General features: G+C 61.1%; 11 protein-coding genes and 1 pseudogene. 6 read left to right on the top strand and 6 right to left on the bottom strand.

From position 1 onward, the window contains the following. Nucleotides 1-52: 52 nt before the first annotated feature. Nucleotides 53-1,588 carry an FAD-dependent oxidoreductase gene (locus tag ACM6G4_RS00550; RefSeq protein ID WP_414912779.1) on the bottom strand — a complete coding sequence of 512 codons (1,536 nt, stop codon included), beginning with the start codon at nucleotides 1,586-1,588 and terminating at the stop codon, nucleotides 53-55. A gap of 137 nt (nucleotides 1,589-1,725) precedes the next feature. Here ACM6G4_RS00550 and ACM6G4_RS00545 point away from each other — a divergent pair, with 137 nt between their 5' ends. Beyond that, nucleotides 1,726-2,817, top strand: a complete 1,092-nt coding sequence (locus ACM6G4_RS00545) for a DUF1615 domain-containing protein (protein WP_414912778.1) — start codon at nucleotides 1,726-1,728, stop codon at nucleotides 2,815-2,817. 87 nt (nucleotides 2,818-2,904) lie between these two features. Here the strand turns inward: ACM6G4_RS00545 and ACM6G4_RS00540 are convergent. Beyond that, a pseudogene (locus tag ACM6G4_RS00540) lies at nucleotides 2,905-3,180 on the bottom strand (hypothetical protein); the annotation flags it as partial. A 260-nt stretch (nucleotides 3,181-3,440) separates the two neighbouring features. On the opposite strand from ACM6G4_RS00540, the gene ACM6G4_RS00535 reads away from it, so the two are divergent. Next, a complete protein-coding gene (locus ACM6G4_RS00535; protein ID WP_056722483.1) occupies nucleotides 3,441-4,064 on the top strand; it encodes a glutathione S-transferase family protein in 624 nt (207 codons plus the stop codon). Nucleotides 4,065-4,123: 59 nt separating this feature from the next. Here the strand turns inward: ACM6G4_RS00535 and ACM6G4_RS00530 are convergent, their stop codons facing one another. Continuing rightward, a complete protein-coding gene (locus tag ACM6G4_RS00530) occupies nucleotides 4,124-4,564 on the bottom strand; it encodes a CBS domain-containing protein (protein WP_056722481.1) in 441 nt (146 codons plus the stop codon). Nucleotides 4,565-4,894: 330 nt separating this feature from the next. Here ACM6G4_RS00530 and ACM6G4_RS00525 point away from each other — a divergent pair, with 330 nt between their 5' ends. Continuing rightward, complete coding sequence (locus tag ACM6G4_RS00525) at nucleotides 4,895-7,255, top strand: DNA polymerase II (protein WP_414912777.1); 2,361 nt, start codon at nucleotides 4,895-4,897, stop codon at nucleotides 7,253-7,255. Here ACM6G4_RS00525 and ACM6G4_RS00520 read toward each other — a convergent pair. After that, nucleotides 7,220-7,690: a DUF1810 domain-containing protein gene (locus ACM6G4_RS00520; RefSeq protein WP_414912776.1), complete on the bottom strand. Its 471-nt coding sequence runs from the start codon at nucleotides 7,688-7,690 to the stop codon at nucleotides 7,220-7,222. The genes ACM6G4_RS00525 and ACM6G4_RS00520 overlap by 36 nt on opposite strands. Before the next feature lie 25 nt (nucleotides 7,691-7,715). Continuing rightward, nucleotides 7,716-8,537, bottom strand: coding sequence for an aldo/keto reductase (locus tag ACM6G4_RS00515; RefSeq protein WP_414912775.1), 822 nt, complete (start codon nucleotides 8,535-8,537; stop codon nucleotides 7,716-7,718). A gap of 279 nt (nucleotides 8,538-8,816) precedes the next feature. Here ACM6G4_RS00515 and ACM6G4_RS00510 point away from each other — a divergent pair, with 279 nt between their 5' ends. From ACM6G4_RS00510 to ACM6G4_RS00500, 3 genes are all read left to right on the top strand, one after another. Further along, entirely contained in the window at nucleotides 8,817-9,566 is a 750-nt protein-coding gene (locus tag ACM6G4_RS00510) for a hypothetical protein (protein ID WP_414912774.1), read from the top strand. A 128-nt stretch (nucleotides 9,567-9,694) separates the two neighbouring features. Further along, nucleotides 9,695-10,480, top strand: a complete 786-nt coding sequence (locus ACM6G4_RS00505; protein WP_223541409.1) for a sulfite exporter TauE/SafE family protein — start codon at nucleotides 9,695-9,697, stop codon at nucleotides 10,478-10,480. A gap of 435 nt (nucleotides 10,481-10,915) precedes the next feature. Further along, entirely contained in the window at nucleotides 10,916-11,467 is a 552-nt protein-coding gene (locus ACM6G4_RS00500) for a DUF4174 domain-containing protein (protein WP_414912773.1), read from the top strand. A 4-nt stretch (nucleotides 11,468-11,471) separates the two neighbouring features. Here ACM6G4_RS00500 and ACM6G4_RS00495 read toward each other — a convergent pair whose 3' ends face one another. After that, nucleotides 11,472-15,065 (bottom strand): ATP-binding protein, encoded by a 3,594-nt coding sequence (locus ACM6G4_RS00495; protein WP_414912772.1) that lies wholly within the window; start codon nucleotides 15,063-15,065, stop codon nucleotides 11,472-11,474.

Here is a 15,065-nt window from a genome sequence, read left to right as displayed (position 1 = left end):
CGCATAACCTGTGGGAGCGAGCAAGCTCACTCCCACAGGGGATGTGGTGTTTTCAGGGAACACCAAAAAACGGCCGGATCCCGTGATCGCGGAAATACCGTTCGATCACTTTCGGGTCCGAGCAGGTTTCGGCAATCGCCACATAGGTATCGGGCCGCAACAGATAAAAGCCGTTGCGCCCAAGGCCCGCCGCTTCGAACGCCGGTCGCCAGTCAAACACGTGTAGCGGCAGATGGTGCTCGTGGCACCAGGCAATCATCTCGTCGCTGGTGTCGCCATAGACATGCACCTGCCAGGTCAGGCACTTGAGCGACTCAAAATTATCCCCCTCACCGTCATGGGCCCAGGGCAGGCGATCGCCGCCATGCACGTGCCCGGCAACGCCGGTACTCAGCGGCATTGCGCGATAATTCAGGGTGATCTGCGACACCGTGCGAAACAGGAACTGGCGGGAGGTTTCGAACGATGTCATTTTTGGTAACAAGAACGGGGCCAGGCGCGTACGCAGCAAATCGGCAATCGGCCCGTCGGCGGTGACGAACGTGAAGACCCGGTCGGTGGTCGCCACCAGTTTGCGCGCAAAGGCAATGCGCTCGGTTTCATAGGTGTCGAGCAGACTGGCCTGGGCACCACCGCTCAACACGGCCGCCAGTTTCCAGGCCAGGTTGATGGCATCGCCAATCCCGGTGTTCATGCCCTGGCCGCCCGCCGGGCTGTGCACATGGGCGGCATCACCCAGCAAAAACGCCCGGTCCTTGCGGAAGTGATCCGCCACCCGATGGTGCACGCGGTAGGTCGAAAACCAGTTCAGTTGCTCGATCTGAACTTTCATATGTTCGATGGCCCGGCTGCTGACGTCCTCGAAGCGCAGGGTCTCGGCGTGTTCGGCGCGCTCGTCGCGCACTGTGCCGATCAGGCGGGCACGACCACTGTCGGCCAGCGGGAACACGGCGAGGAAGTCCGCCTCGTCGAGATCCACATGCAGTTCGCCGTTGAATGTCGGGCCGCTGGCCTGCACGTCGGCGACGTAGAAAATCTGCTGGTAAGTCCCGCCGGGAAACCCGGTATCGAGGGTCTTGCGCACAATCGACCGGGCACCGTCGCACCCGGCCAGGTAACAGGCCTGGCAGGTTTCCTGCTGGCCGTCGGGCAGGAGCAGCGTGGCCGTGATGCCGTCTGCGGTTTGCTCGAAGCCTGCCAGTTCGGTGTTGCGTTCCACCGTGATGCCGAAGGTTTCCAGGCGCTCGATCAGCAGCCGTTCGTGTTCGTCCTGGGGGAAGATCTCGAGAAACGAGTAGGGGGTCAGGCCTTCACCGATCCGGGACAGAGGCAGGCGCGCCACGAGCTCACCCTTGACCCAGAAGTTGCCGGCCTTTACTTGATGGCCGTGTTGCACCACGGCGACGTCCAGTCCGAGCTGGCGATATAACTCCAGCGTCCGTGCCTGGACGGCCAGCGCCCGGGACGTGGTGCCGGGGGCCGAGGTTTTGTCGACGATCCGCACGCGCACGCCCAGTTTGCTCAGCCACAACGCCAGGACCAACCCGGTGGGGCCGGCGCCGATGATCAACACGTCGCTGCGGTGCATGAGCCTGTCCTCTTCGCTGTGTGAATCAAGTATGGTCCAGTCGGGGAGGGCGACAACCGTCGGACTGCCACGGACGTAGCCGCTGACCTGCCATTGGTCGTATGGTTGGCCCGGACAAACGGATTAGATGGAACGACATGCAAATCAGATTGATCACAAGCGTCGCCGTGTTGCTGATATTGGCCGGTTGCGGCAGCCAGCGGACCCAGGAATCGGCGGCCCGCAGCCCGGCCGAAGTAAAGGCCGAGATTGTACGTTTACTGCCGGCCAAGGCCGCCGATCCCCAGGGTTGGGCCACGGATATCCAGGTGGCGTTTACCGCGCAAGACATCTCGCCGACCACGCAAAACCTGTGCTCGGTGCTGGCCGTGACCGAACAGGAGTCGACCTTTCAGGTCGACCCGAGCGTACCGGGCCTGGGCAAGATCGCCCGCGACGAGATCGACCGCCGTGCCGCCAAGGCGCACATTCCCGGCCTGCTGGTGAGCGGTGCGTTAATGCTCGATTCGCCGAATGGCAAAAGCTACAGCAGTCGCCTGAATGCCGCGCGCAGTGAAAAGGAACTGAGCGCTGTTTTCGACGACTTCATCGGCATGGTGCCAATGGGCAAGAAGCTGTTCGGCGGCTTCAACCCGGTGCATACCGGCGGACCGATGCAAGTCAGCATTGACTTTGCCGAACAGCAGGCCAAGGGCTATCCGTACCCGGTGAAGAGCTCGATTCGTCATGAAGTGTTCACCCGGCGCGGCGGCATGTATTTCGGCATCGCGCATCTGCTCGGCTATCCGGTGAGTTACCCACAGCCGTTGTACCGTTTTGCGGACTTCAACGCGGGTTGGTACGCCAGCCGTAACGCTGCGTTCCAGAACGCGGTGAGCCGGGCTTCCGGTATCCCGTTGGCGCTGGATGGCGACCTGGTGCGCTACGGTTCGATCATGCCCGGCACCACGGAGCTGGCCGTGCGTACCCTTGGCAAGCAACTGGACATGCGCAATCCGACGATCCGCGACCAACTGGAAGAGGGGAATACCCTGGCGTTCGAAGACAGCAAGCTCTATCGGCGGGTTTTCGAACTGGCCGAACGGGCCGAGGGCCGGCCGCTACCCCGCGAAGTGTTGCCCGGGATCGTGCTACAAAGCCCGAAAATCACCCGCAAGCTCACCACTGCGTGGTTTGCCAAGCGAGTCGATGAACGCTACCAGCGCTGCATGGCACGGGCAGTGCAGTAATCGCGCCGTATCAAAGAGAATAAAAAACCCGGCGGATGAGGCCGGGTTTTCATTGAGTCCTGCGTTCAGGCACTGCATTCAGACAGCGCGGCTTTCGATCAGGCGGTCCGAACCACCTTCGGCGACGCGGTTTTGCAGGAGCTTGTCCGAACCACCTTCAGCGACGCGGTTTTCCAGCAGGCGATCCGAACCACCTTCAGCCACGCGATTCTCGATCAGGCGATCGGAACCACCCTCGGCCACACGGCTTTCAATCAGACGATCCGAGCCGCCTTCAGCGACCACAGGTTGAGCGGAGTTTGCGGCGAAAGCGTTAACTGCGAAAACCGAGAAAGCGATGCCGAGGAGGGTCTGGCGTTTCATGATGGTGTGCTCCGGGGTGCTTATGGGTTGGTATGGAGCAGATGTTACGCCGGGGATTTTTTAAGAGAACTTCATTGAAGTGATGGTGAACATCGACGGCAATGATAGGACTTGCGGCACCCCCTGGTGAGCGTGATGGTGCGATCGTCGGATGATCGCTGTGTGGTGGGTGGTGGCTTCTACACTGGTTAGCTGGCGCGTTCCTCTGCCGCGACGGTCGATGTGGCCCGGCAGAGGTCACGGTATGCAAGGAGACGTGTATGTACCAGCTCTACGGCCATCAGAACTCTGGCGCAGCGGCCATCGAGGCTGCACTTGAACTCTGCGATGTTCCTTATCGCTTCATCGATGTCGAGTCGTCCGCGGAGGCGGCCCAGGCGCTGCAGAAGCTCAACCCGCTCAAACAGATTCCGACCTTGCAGCTGCCCGATGGCGCTGTCCTGACCGAGAGCGCGGCGATCCTGATCCACCTCGGGCTGACCTTTCCCGCATCGGGGTTGTTACCGCAGGATCCAGCCGAGCGAGGCCAGGCCATTCGCGGCATGGCGTACATCGTCAGCAATTGTTATGCGGCCATCGGCATCATTGATTACCCCGAGCGCTGGCTGGCCGAGGCGGATGAGTTGTCCAGGCAGAACCTCATGGAGGGCGCCCGCCGGCGCCTGCACTGGAGTTGGGAGGTGTTTGCCGATCAGTTCTCGGGCGAGTTGTACCTGGGCAGCGAGAAGCCAGGAGCCCTGGATGTGCTGGCGGCGGTGATCTCACGGTGGGCGGGCAGTCGTGAGCATTTGCGCAACGCCCGGCCGGGGTTTTTCGCCTGGCTGGAACGAATCGACCGCCACCCGGCACTGGCACCGGTGTTCGCCCGGCATTGGCCGGCCTGAACTCCCAAAACCCAATGTGGGAGCATGCCTGCTCCCACAAGGGATCCTCGGCGTGTCGACTATTCCCCGCGAATGTACTGTTCCAGCTGCTTGATCAGTTCCGCCTGTTCGGCAATGGCTTCCTTGACCAGGTCACCGATCGACAGCAGGCCGATCAATTTGCCACCTTCGACCACCGGCAAGTGACGCAGGCGCTTATCGGACATGATGCCCAGGCAGGTCTCCACGGTTTGGTGGGTATCAACGGTAATCACCGGAGACACCATGATGTCGCGCACCGGCGTGCCCACCGAAGAGCGGCCGTGCAGCACCAGTTTGCGCGCATAGTCCCGTTCGCTGATGATGCCCAGCACTTCTTCATTCTCTACCACCAGCAAGGCGCCGACGTTTTTCTCGGCCATCTTCATCAGCGCTTCGAGCACCATGTGGTCGGGTTTGATCTGGTGGACTTCCTGATTCTTCTGATCTTTGAGCTTGAGCAGCTGGGCGACGGTTTTCATGGTGGTTACTCGGGTGTTGTCGTTGTTCTTGAAGAATCGTAGACGCGAGCGTTCAGGGCAAGGGCGAATGCGGCAGATAACACGCAAAAAACGTCATTTGCCGGATTTTCTTTGGCAAACCTCACATTTCGGGCCAGCACCTTACCTGTGGGAGCGGGCTTGCTCGCGAAGCGGACTGTCAGCCAACAAAGATGTTGAATGTTATGGCCCCTTCGCGAGCAAGCCCGCTCCCACAGAGTCGGTGTCTGCCTGGTAGACCGGCGGCAAACGCGCTATCGCGACGGATGACGGGTAGAATCACCCTCTGAATCAGTTTCGAGGTTTGCAGTGGTGGATCTACAGCAGGGCTTCGTCCTGACCCGGCATTGGCGCGACACCCCGGCCGGTACGGAAGTCGAATTCTGGCTGGCGACCGACAGCGGTCCCCGGCGTATCCGCCTGCCTCATCAACCGTCGGTGGCGTTCATCCCCGCTGCGCAGCGCGAGCCCGCCGAACGCATTTTGCATGACGAGAAGAACGTCGAGCTCAGGCCCCTGGCCCTGCAGGATTTCGAACATCGCCCGGTCCTCGGTCTCTATTGCCAGCAACACGGCCAGTTGATGCGCCTGGAAACCGCGCTGCGCCGGGCTGGGGTCGAGGTGTTCGAAGCCGATGTGCGCCCGCCGGAACGCTACATGATGGAACGCTTCATTACCGCGCCGGTGCGTTTCAGTGGCACGGCGAATGCCGAGGGCCTGCTGCTCGATGCGCAGATGAAAGCCGATCCCGATTACCGGCCGAACCTCAAACTGGTGTCCCTGGACATCGAGACCACCGCCCAGGGCGAGTTGTACTCCATCGCCCTGGAAGGCTGCGGCGAGCGTCAGGTGTACATGCTCGGTCCGCCCAATGGCGATGCCAGCCAGGTGGATTTCCATCTCGAATACTGCGATTCGCGCACCCTGTTGCTGAAAAGGCTCAACGACTGGTTTGCCCGGTTCGACCCCGACGCGATCATCGGCTGGAACGTCGTGCAGTTCGACTTGCGGGTGCTCCACGAACACGCCCGGCGCCTGGCGGTGCCGTTGAAGCTGGGGCGTGGCGGCGAGGAAATGCAGTGGCGTGAACACGGCAGCGGAAACCATTACTTCGCTTCAGCCGCTGGCCGCTTGATCATCGACGGTATCGAGGCCCTGCGTTCGGCGACGTGGAGTTTTCCCTCGTTCAGCCTGGAAAACGTCGCGCAAACCTTGCTCGGCGAAGGCAAGTCCATCGACAACCCGTACCAGCGCATGGACGAAATCAATCGCATGTTCGCCGAGGACAAACCGGCGCTGGCCACATACAACCTCAAGGACTGCGAACTGGTCACACGGATTTTCGCCAGGACCGAGTTGCTCACCTTCCTGCTGGAGCGGGCCAGCGTCACTGGTTTGCCGGCCGATCGCATGGGCGGTTCGGTGGCGGCGTTCACGCACCTGTACATGCCGCTGATGCACCGTCAGGGTTTCGTTGCGCCGAACCTCGGTGGCAAGCCACCGCAAGCCAGCCCCGGCGGTTTTGTCATGGATTCGCAGCCGGGGCTGTACGAATCGGTGCTGGTGCTCGACTACAAAAGCCTTTATCCGTCGATCATCCGCACCTTCCTGATTGATCCAGTGGGGCTGATTGAAGGGCTCAAGCACCCGGACGACAGCGAGTCGGTGCCGGGTTTTCGTGGTGCGCGCTTTTCCCGCACCCGACATTGCCTGCCGTCCATCGTCGCCCGGGTGGCCGAAGGCCGGGAAACCGCCAAGCGCGAACACAACGCGCCGCTGTCCCAGGCGCTGAAAATCATCATGAACGCCTTCTACGGTGTGCTCGGCTCCAGCGGTTGTCGCTTCTTCGACACGCGCCTGGCGTCGTCCATCACCTTGCGCGGGCACGAAATCATGCTGCGTACCCGCCAGTTGATCGAAGCCCAGGGGCATGCGGTGATTTACGGCGACACCGATTCGACCTTCGTCTGGCTGCGTCGCGCCCATGGCCAGCAGGAGGCGGCGCAGATCGGCCACGCGTTGGTGGCGCACGTCAATCAGTGGTGGCGCGAGCACGTGCAGCAGGAGTACGGCCTGCAGAGCGTTCTGGAATTGCAGTTCGAAACTCACTACAAGCGCTTTTTGATGCCAACCATTCGCGGCGCAGAAGAGGGCAGTAAAAAACGCTATGCCGGGCTGGTCACCCGGGAGGACGGTAGCGACGAAATGGTCTACAAAGGCCTGGAAACCGTGCGCACCGACTGGTCGCTGCTGGCCCGGCAATTTCAGCAGGAACTGTATTCGCGGATCTTCCTGCGCAAGCCCTATCAGGATTATGTGCGTGACTATGTGCGCAAGACCCTGGCCGGTGAATTCGATGACCGGCTGATCTACCGCAAACGCCTGCGCCGTACCCTCGATGACTATCAGCGCAACGTACCGCCCCATGTGCGCGCGGCGCGCCTGGCCGACGAGTACAACGATCGGCAGGGGCGCCCGCGCCAGTACCAGAACGGCGGCTGGATCAGCTACGTGATCACCGTCGCCGGCCCTGAGCCACTGGAAGTGCGCAGCTCGCCCATCGATTACGACCACTACATCACCCGGCAGCTGCAACCGGTGGCGGACGCGATACTGCCGTTTGTCGACGACGACTTCTCAACCCTGGTGGGTGGGCAACTGGGCCTGTTTTGAGTCCATCAGCGACAGGGTCCAGTCGTCCAGGATGCCGTGGAAGTATTGGTTCAACGCTTGCTGGAAAAGGCTGTCGGCGTCGGCGACCTGGGCGAACAGGGTCATCGAGGAATGAAACTTCAGGTCGTCGGGATGACCGAAAATCCCCGCTACCGAGCGTTCCCGGATGTTCAGTACTTCCTGGGTGCAGGTGCGTAGCCGGGCGCCCAGCAACGGGTGCTCAAGGTAGGCCAGGGCTTCCTCCCGCGAGCGGATGGCAAAGCGGCGCGACATCTCGCTGCCGCCGAGCCCGGCAAACTGGGGAAAAATGAACCACATCCAGTGACTGCGCTTGTGTCCGTTGTTCAGCTCGTTTTGAACCCGGTCGAATACCGGGTCCTGAGCCTGGAGAAAGCGTTGCAGATCGAACGGGTCCAGGTGGTCGGTGCTTCTCATGGCGAAGCTCTCTGACTGCGGTGGTTCAGACCATGGCCAGCCGCTGTTTGCGTTGTGGCGCGTGAAACGCTTGGTCCAGCGCCTCCAGATCCCCGGGCTCAAGCTGCAACGTGGCGGCTTGGGCGTTGAGGCGTACATGTTCGGGTCGGACCGCCTTGGGGATGGCGATCACGCCTTCCTGACGCAGTATCCAGGCCAGCGCCACCTGTGCCGTTGTGGCGCTGTGCCGTGCGGCCACCTGCCTGAGCGTGGCGTCGAAGAGCAGTTTACCGCCCTGGCCAATCGGGCAGTACGCCATGACCGGCAACCGCCGTTGCTGGCTCCATGGCAGTAAATCAAATTCTATGCCCCGTTGTTCCAGGTTGTAGAGCACCTGATTGGTGGCACAAGACGGGGCGTCCAGTTCCAGCAGGTCGTCAAGGTCGAAGTTGGACACGCCCCAACGGCCGATCTTGCCGGCTTCGCGCAGGCGCTCGAAGGCGTCGACGGTTTCTTCCAGGGGATACTGGCCGCGCCAATGCAGCAGATACAGATCGATGTACTCGGTGCCTAGCCTGCGCAGGCTGCGCTCGCAAGCCTGGGGAATGCCCTGGCGACTGGCGTTGTGCGGGTACACCTTGCTGACCAGAAAGACGCTGTCGCGCTGGCCGGCGATGGCATCGCGGACCACTTCCTCGGCGCCGCCTTCGGCGTACATTTCCGCAGTGTCGATCAAGGTCATGCCCAGTTCGATGCCCAGGCGCAGTGCCGCGACTTCTTCCGTGTGCCGTGAGCGGTCTTCGCCCATCTGCCAGGTCCCCTGGCCGATCACCGGGACCCTGGTGCCTGCCAGTTCAAGCGTGCGCATGCAAACCTCCTGTGTGTACTCGGTGAATAGTGTAGGAGCTGCCGCAGGCTGCGATCTTTTGACTTTGATTGTTCAAGATCGAAAGATCGCAGCCTGCGGCAGCTCCTACACGGCGTGTGCACCGACCTGATGATTTTCTGATCCGTTTTTTCTTTGAACATTCCCCTGCCAGTGATCGATTGGTGCCACCCGGTACTGCACTTTTTCGAAATGTCCGGCTCTATCCATGGCAGCCTGCGGCGATCCCCACCGCCGGCCCATGCCCAAGTCCAAGAACCCATGGCTCGAGTTTCACCCGCAATCACTACTAAAATCCGCCGTCATTGCCTGCTCCTGGCAGGTTTGTCGATGTTCTTCGTCACCGGTTGCAGCCAGCAACAGGGCGGCGACATCATTGACCAGATGCGCGAAGGCAAACCCCAGGAGTTCCTGCAGACCAGCGTCGATCGCATGGCCACCCTGACCATGCGCGACAACCTCGACAGCCTTTACCTGCTGATGAGCAAGCTTTACCTGCGTAACCCCGATGAACTGAAAAAATCCGGTTTCCTCGATGCCCGCACCGCCGGCAAGCAAGTGCGCATGGCCATCGAGCTGCAGCAACCACTACCGACCCTGGGCGGCAAAAAGGACCTCGCGGCCCTGCGTTTTGCCATGACCCCGGAGTTTCTCGGCGACCGGGTCGGGGCGTTCATCTATGCCATCGGCAGCATGCTGGTGACCGCCCATGGCAATCGCCTCGAGTTCTACATGACCGATACGATCAACCCGGTATTCGTCAGCAATGCCGCGCGCAACATCGAGATCGCCACCTGGATCCTCAGTCAGCGACAGAACAAAGAAGGCCAGCCCTTGCTGTTCTCCAACGAAATCTCGGAGGAGGGCAGCAACCTGAGCTTTGCCGTGGAGTTCGGCAAAATCGTCGCCCGGCTGGACCTGCTGACCCAGATGCTCGACGAACGCTACCGGCGCATCGGCCTGAACTATGCGCAGAGCCTGCTGTTCCTGAATTTCCTGCCGGTGCAGTGAGCACGACACATATTCCTTGTGGGAATTGAGTTCAGGGTATAAAGATAGATCGTATCGATATAACTGGTTATAAGAAATATCGCTATGCTGCGGGCCAGATTTCCCCTGCGATCTTTGTGGAAGTATTCATGGATTTAGTGAACATCGGGTTGGTCGTTGCCGGGCTGGTTGTCGGCTTCATCGTCGGCATGACTGGCGTAGGTGGCGGGTCGCTCATGACCCCGATCCTGCTTTGGTTCGGCATCAACCCGGCGACGGCGGTCGGTACCGACCTGTTGTACGCCGCCATCACCAAATCCAGCGGTGTCCTGGTTCACCGCAAGAACAACAACATCGACTGGGCGATTACCGGCTGGCTGACCTTGGGCAGCGTGCCTGCGGTGGTGTTGACGCTGTGGTTCCTCAGTACCCTGCACAGCGCCCCCGAGGCGATGAACGCGATCATCAAGCAGGCCCTCGGGTTTGTGTTGTTCGCCACGGCACTGGCGATCCTGTTCAAGAAGCGCCTGCTCGACTTCGCCCACAAGCGTGCGGGTGGCAACTACAACCCCAGCGGGCTGCGCTTGAACGTGATGACGGTCATCACCGGGCTGGTCCTTGGCACGATGGTCGCGCTGACGTCCATCGGCGCCGGCGCACTGGGCACGGTGGCACTGTTCATTCTCTATCCGATGCTGCCGACCCGCCGTCTGGTGGGGACTGAAATTGCCCACGCGGTGCCGCTGACCCTGGTCGCGGGCCTTGGCCATGCCAGCATGGGCAACATGGATTGGCACGTCCTGGGTTACTTGCTGGTGGGCTCGTTGCCGGGGATTTACCTGGGCAGCCACCTGACCGGGCGCATCTCCGACGAACTGCTGCGCCCTTGCCTGGCGACCATGCTGTTGTTGATCGGCTACAAACTGGCGTTTTAACCCCTGCACGCAATGCCCTGTGGGAGCTCCGGATCGGTTACCCGTTTGGCGGGATGAACCGGATCCTGTAGGAGCTGCCGCAGGCTGCGATCTTGTTGCGGATCATGCGGTGTATGCAGAAATGTCAGATCAAGATCAAAAGATCGCAGCCTGCGGCAGCTCCTACCTGGGGGGTGGCGGTATTCGGCAGGTTGATGTTCAGCTCCCAGGCACACCCACCGTCCTCCCGCCTGATCATTGGCCTGCCTGGCGCTCGCCAGGCTCGGCCCACCACGGATCGGCGGGTTGTCATGAGTCTTCAGATTAGCCCAGCCTGTTGCGCAATGACCGCCCTGACCTAAGCTTGGGGCAAGGCGAAAAATATTGCGGTACGTCACCCGGAACGATCGCCGCGATGCGCAATCATTAGAGCGTGGATATCAAAAGGAGATGCGCATGCTCATCAGGTCACTGACCCTGGCTACCTTGCTGGCGATTGCTGGCACCTCGTTCGCCGCCGATGGCGACTCACCGCTGGACATGGACAAGGGCAGGGCCCGACCACTGATTGTCATCGCTCCAAGCACCGTTGATCCGGCCTGGACCAGCCTGAAGAAGTCCCTGGATGAGCCGGCCAACCGCAAGGGATTCACCGACCGTAACATGGTGCTCTACACCGTACTCAACCTGATGGGCCAGCGCGACGGCAAGGACCTGGGGCCACAGGACACGGCGGCGCTGATCCGCTCGCTCAAACTGGGTGCCGGCGCCAAGACCAAGGTGATTCTGGTCGGCAAGGACGGCGAAAAGAAACTTGAACAATCGGACGCCTTCAAGCTGGACGAGATTTTCAGCGCTGTCGATCAGTTGCCGGCGGCCGAGAAAGAGTTTACAGCGACCGTGGCGGCTCCCGTCACTGAAGCCGAGCCGGCGGCCAAAGGCGCCAAAGGTACAAAACCAGGCAAACCGGCCAAGCCCGCCAAGCCGCCTGAAATGCCGGATGATTGATGTCCTACACGCTATCGCTGTCGATGACGCACTGAATGTGCGTCTGCAGACGCTTCATCTGGCGAGCAAAGGCCTCGAACAAACGATGCACTTCCTGTTGGGTGGTCGTTGCCTCACAACCTGACTCCAGCTGTTCGCAGGCCCTGATCAACGGCGTTGCATGAATGATCCGCGCGCTGCCAAGGATTTTGTGGCAACGCCGGCCCATGGCCCGGAAGTCGCCCGCGCGAAACAGTTCCTGCATGGCGTCGAAATCTTCCTGGTTGGTACGCAGCACGGTCGTCAACAACTGGCGGCTCATCAGCGCATCGCCAGCGGTAATGTCGGTGACCCTGGACAGGTCGAAGCACGGCTCGCTGGCCTGGCGCGTCCGTTCGGACTCGTGCAGGTAACGTTCCAGCGCGCTACGCGTGAGCGGCTTGAACAGGCAAGCGTTCATCCCGGCTTCGAGGCAACGCTGGATTTCCTCTGGCTGGGCATTGGCGGTCAGCCCCACCACATGGGTCGGCGTGCGACCTTCGGCCACTTCGATGGCGCGCAACTGGCGGGTCATCTTGTCGCCGTTGAGCAGCGGCATGCTGCAGTCGGTGATCAGGTAATCGAACCTGTCCTGGCGCCAGAGATTGAAGCCTTCCAGGCCGTTTTCGGCGCAGGTGACACGCAGCCCCAGGGATTCGAGCTGGCGTTGCAATACCACGCGATTGAACTCGTGATCCTCGACAATCAGCACGTAGAGCGGCGGTAGCGGTGGTAATGGCGCGGTATCGATGGGCGAGGGTGCGTCGCCTTCGCTGACGGGTGTCACCTGCAGCGTCAGCGTAAAGCACGAGCCCTGGCCCGGGGTGCTGGTGCAGTCCAGGCGGCCACCCATCAGTTGGGTCAGTTGTTGACAGATGGCCAGGCCCAGACCGGTACCGGTCTGCAATTCGCAGTCCTGGTCGGCGAACTGGGTGTAGGGTCGGAACAGGCGCTGGCGTTGCTGTTCGTCCATGCCGATACCGGTGTCTCGTACCACCAGTTGCAGGTGAGCGAACGGCGTATCGCTGCTCAGACTCAGCTCGACGGTCACCGTACCCTGTGTTGTGAATTTGATGGCATTGCTCACCAGGTTGGACAGGATTTGCCGAAAGCGCAGCGCGTCAAGTTGCACCGTGATGTCCGGGCCATGACTGACAAACTCCAGTGCGAGGTTTTTCTGTTGGGCGAGGCTGGCGAAACTCTGCAACACCGTGCGCGCCAGGCGTTGCGGGTAGCTGCTGGTGCTGCGCAACTCAAACTGCCCCGACTCGATTTTCGAAAGGTCGAGAATCTCGCCAATCAACTCCATCATGCCGTTGGCGGATTTCTGCGCGATGTCGATCAGTCCTGCATCGGCATTCTGTTCGGGCTGATTTTCGCGCAGCAATTCAAGCACACTCACCAGTGCACTCATGGGCGTGCGAATCTCGTGGCTCATGACCGCCAGGAAATGGCTTTTGCCGCGATTGGCCGATTCGGCCTGTTTCCTGGCCTGGATCAGCGCATGTTGCAGGTGGTGTTGCTCGGTCAGGTCGATCCAGCCGCCAATGACGCCGGTCATGGTGCCATTGGAATCGCGGTACGGCAGTGCCCAGTGGTAGACGTGGCGCTTCTGGCCCTTGACTGTCATGGTGAAGTTGTCGAAGGACGGCTCCCCGCTCTCAAGGGTCGTACGGTGAATCCGCTTGTAATTGTGGGCGTCGTCGAGGGGCAGGATATCGGCTTCGATCAAGCCTTTGTTCAGCACCTGATCCAACTCGACCTGCATCGTTTGCACGTAGGCACTATTGCAGGTCAGCAGCAGGCCTCTGCGGTCGCGGACATAGATCGGGTGCGGTGTGCCATCCACCAGTACCTTCATGAATTCCAGTTGGTCGTTCAAGGCTTTTTGCGCCTTGAGGCGTTCGGCGATTTGCCGGCGAAGTCCGAAGTTCCAGGCAAGCACCACCAACAGCACCAGCACCATCCCCAGTACTGCCCGAAAGAACCAGTTCTTGTAGGCGCTCCAGCCTCCGTGGCTTTGCTGCGGGTTCTGCCAGCGGCTCGCCAGGCCACTCAATTCATCGGGCGAGATGTCGAGCAACGCCTTGTCGAGGATCGATACCAGTTCGGCGTTCTGTTTGCCGCTGGCAAAGGCGATCAGCGCCGGTTGCGCGCCGAGCACCGAATCGATCTGCAACTGGCCACGGAAGAACCGGTCGATCAGGTAGCCGGCGCCCAGTTGTGGCTGAATCACGCCATCGACCTGACCTTCGGCGAGTAATTCGTAAGTCTCGATCGGTGTATCGACTTCGACCACCTTGATGTCGGGCCATTCGCGCTCCAGCCAGTTGGCCGCCGCGGAATCCTTGATGATCGCCACGGACTGCCCCTTGAGTCGGACCAGGCCCTCATGTTCAGGCTGCACCCGGGTGACCAGCACGAACGGGTTGATCATATAGGGCCGGGAGAACGCCAGCCGTTCCTCGCGCCGGTCACTGTAGGTCAGCGCCGCAATCAGAGCGGGCGGGTCGCGTTCGGTGCGGCGGATCATGGCTTGCACCGAAGAAATCTTGCGCGGGCGGAACACCAGGCCGGTACGATTGTTGATCATCTCCAGCAGATCCGCCGCCATGCCGCGCATCTGATCATGGGAATCAAACAGGCTGAAGGGCGAATACAGGTCGTTGGCCAGCACTTCGATCTGCGGATGGTCCTTGATCCATTGCTGCTCGGTGGCGGTCAACTGCAAGCGCTTGTAGCCGAGCCCCGGGTTGGCGCCAATGCCCCAGTGGCGGGCAATGACCACGCGTTCCTGGGGCGACAGGGTTGCCAGCGCGCTGTTGAGCAGGGTCAGTAGCCGGGTGTTCTGGCGCTGCATGGCAAAACTGAAGCCCAGGCCTTCGGAATCGCGCTGGACAGTCTGTTTCAGGCTCTGCTGGTAACTGCGTTCGAGCAGGTACTGTGCGGAAATCGCGTCGGTGAGCAGCACCATGCCTTCGCCATAGGCCACCATGCCGAGGCCGTGCTGGGTCGAATCGACGGTTTGCACCGGGTGGTCGGGAAACAGCGAGATTACCCGATCCTGCTGGATCCAGTCCGGATCGAACAGCACCGTGGTTCCCGGCGGCAGTTCATTGTTCATCCAGTGCGTGCCGAAACGGCTGACCAGCACGGCCTGGTCGTAGGCATAGGGTGCGCTCAGGCGCAGGTCGCTGTACTGCGTTTCCAGGTGATTGATCCGCGGCACCAGGTCGATTTCGCCCCGTTGCAAAGCACTCAACGCATCGGCCTGACTGGCATAGCGTTCGACGCGTACACGTACGCCCAAGGCTCGCGCCAGCCAGTCGAGGTAGTCGGCTGAAAGACCTTCGTAGTCCTTTTGGTTGGCAGTGATGTCCAGTGGCGGACGGTCCGGCAGATAAACGCCGGCGCGCAAGACGTCCTTCTGCTCCAGCCACTGACGCTGCGCCGTGTTGAGCGACAGGCTCATGTCGCTCGTGGGCGCACGGCTGAGCAGCGTCAGGGGATCGGCGCAGGCGTTCAGGGCCACCAGTATCAGACCGAGCACTCCCGACAGCCGCAGGACCAGTCGATTCAT

Origin of the sequence: Pseudomonas sp. IT-P258 (assembly GCF_949767825.1) — a bacterium.
GTDB classification, from domain to species: domain Bacteria; phylum Pseudomonadota; class Gammaproteobacteria; order Pseudomonadales; family Pseudomonadaceae; genus Aquipseudomonas; species Aquipseudomonas monachiensis.
This window is presented reverse-complemented; position numbering and strand designations above follow the sequence as displayed.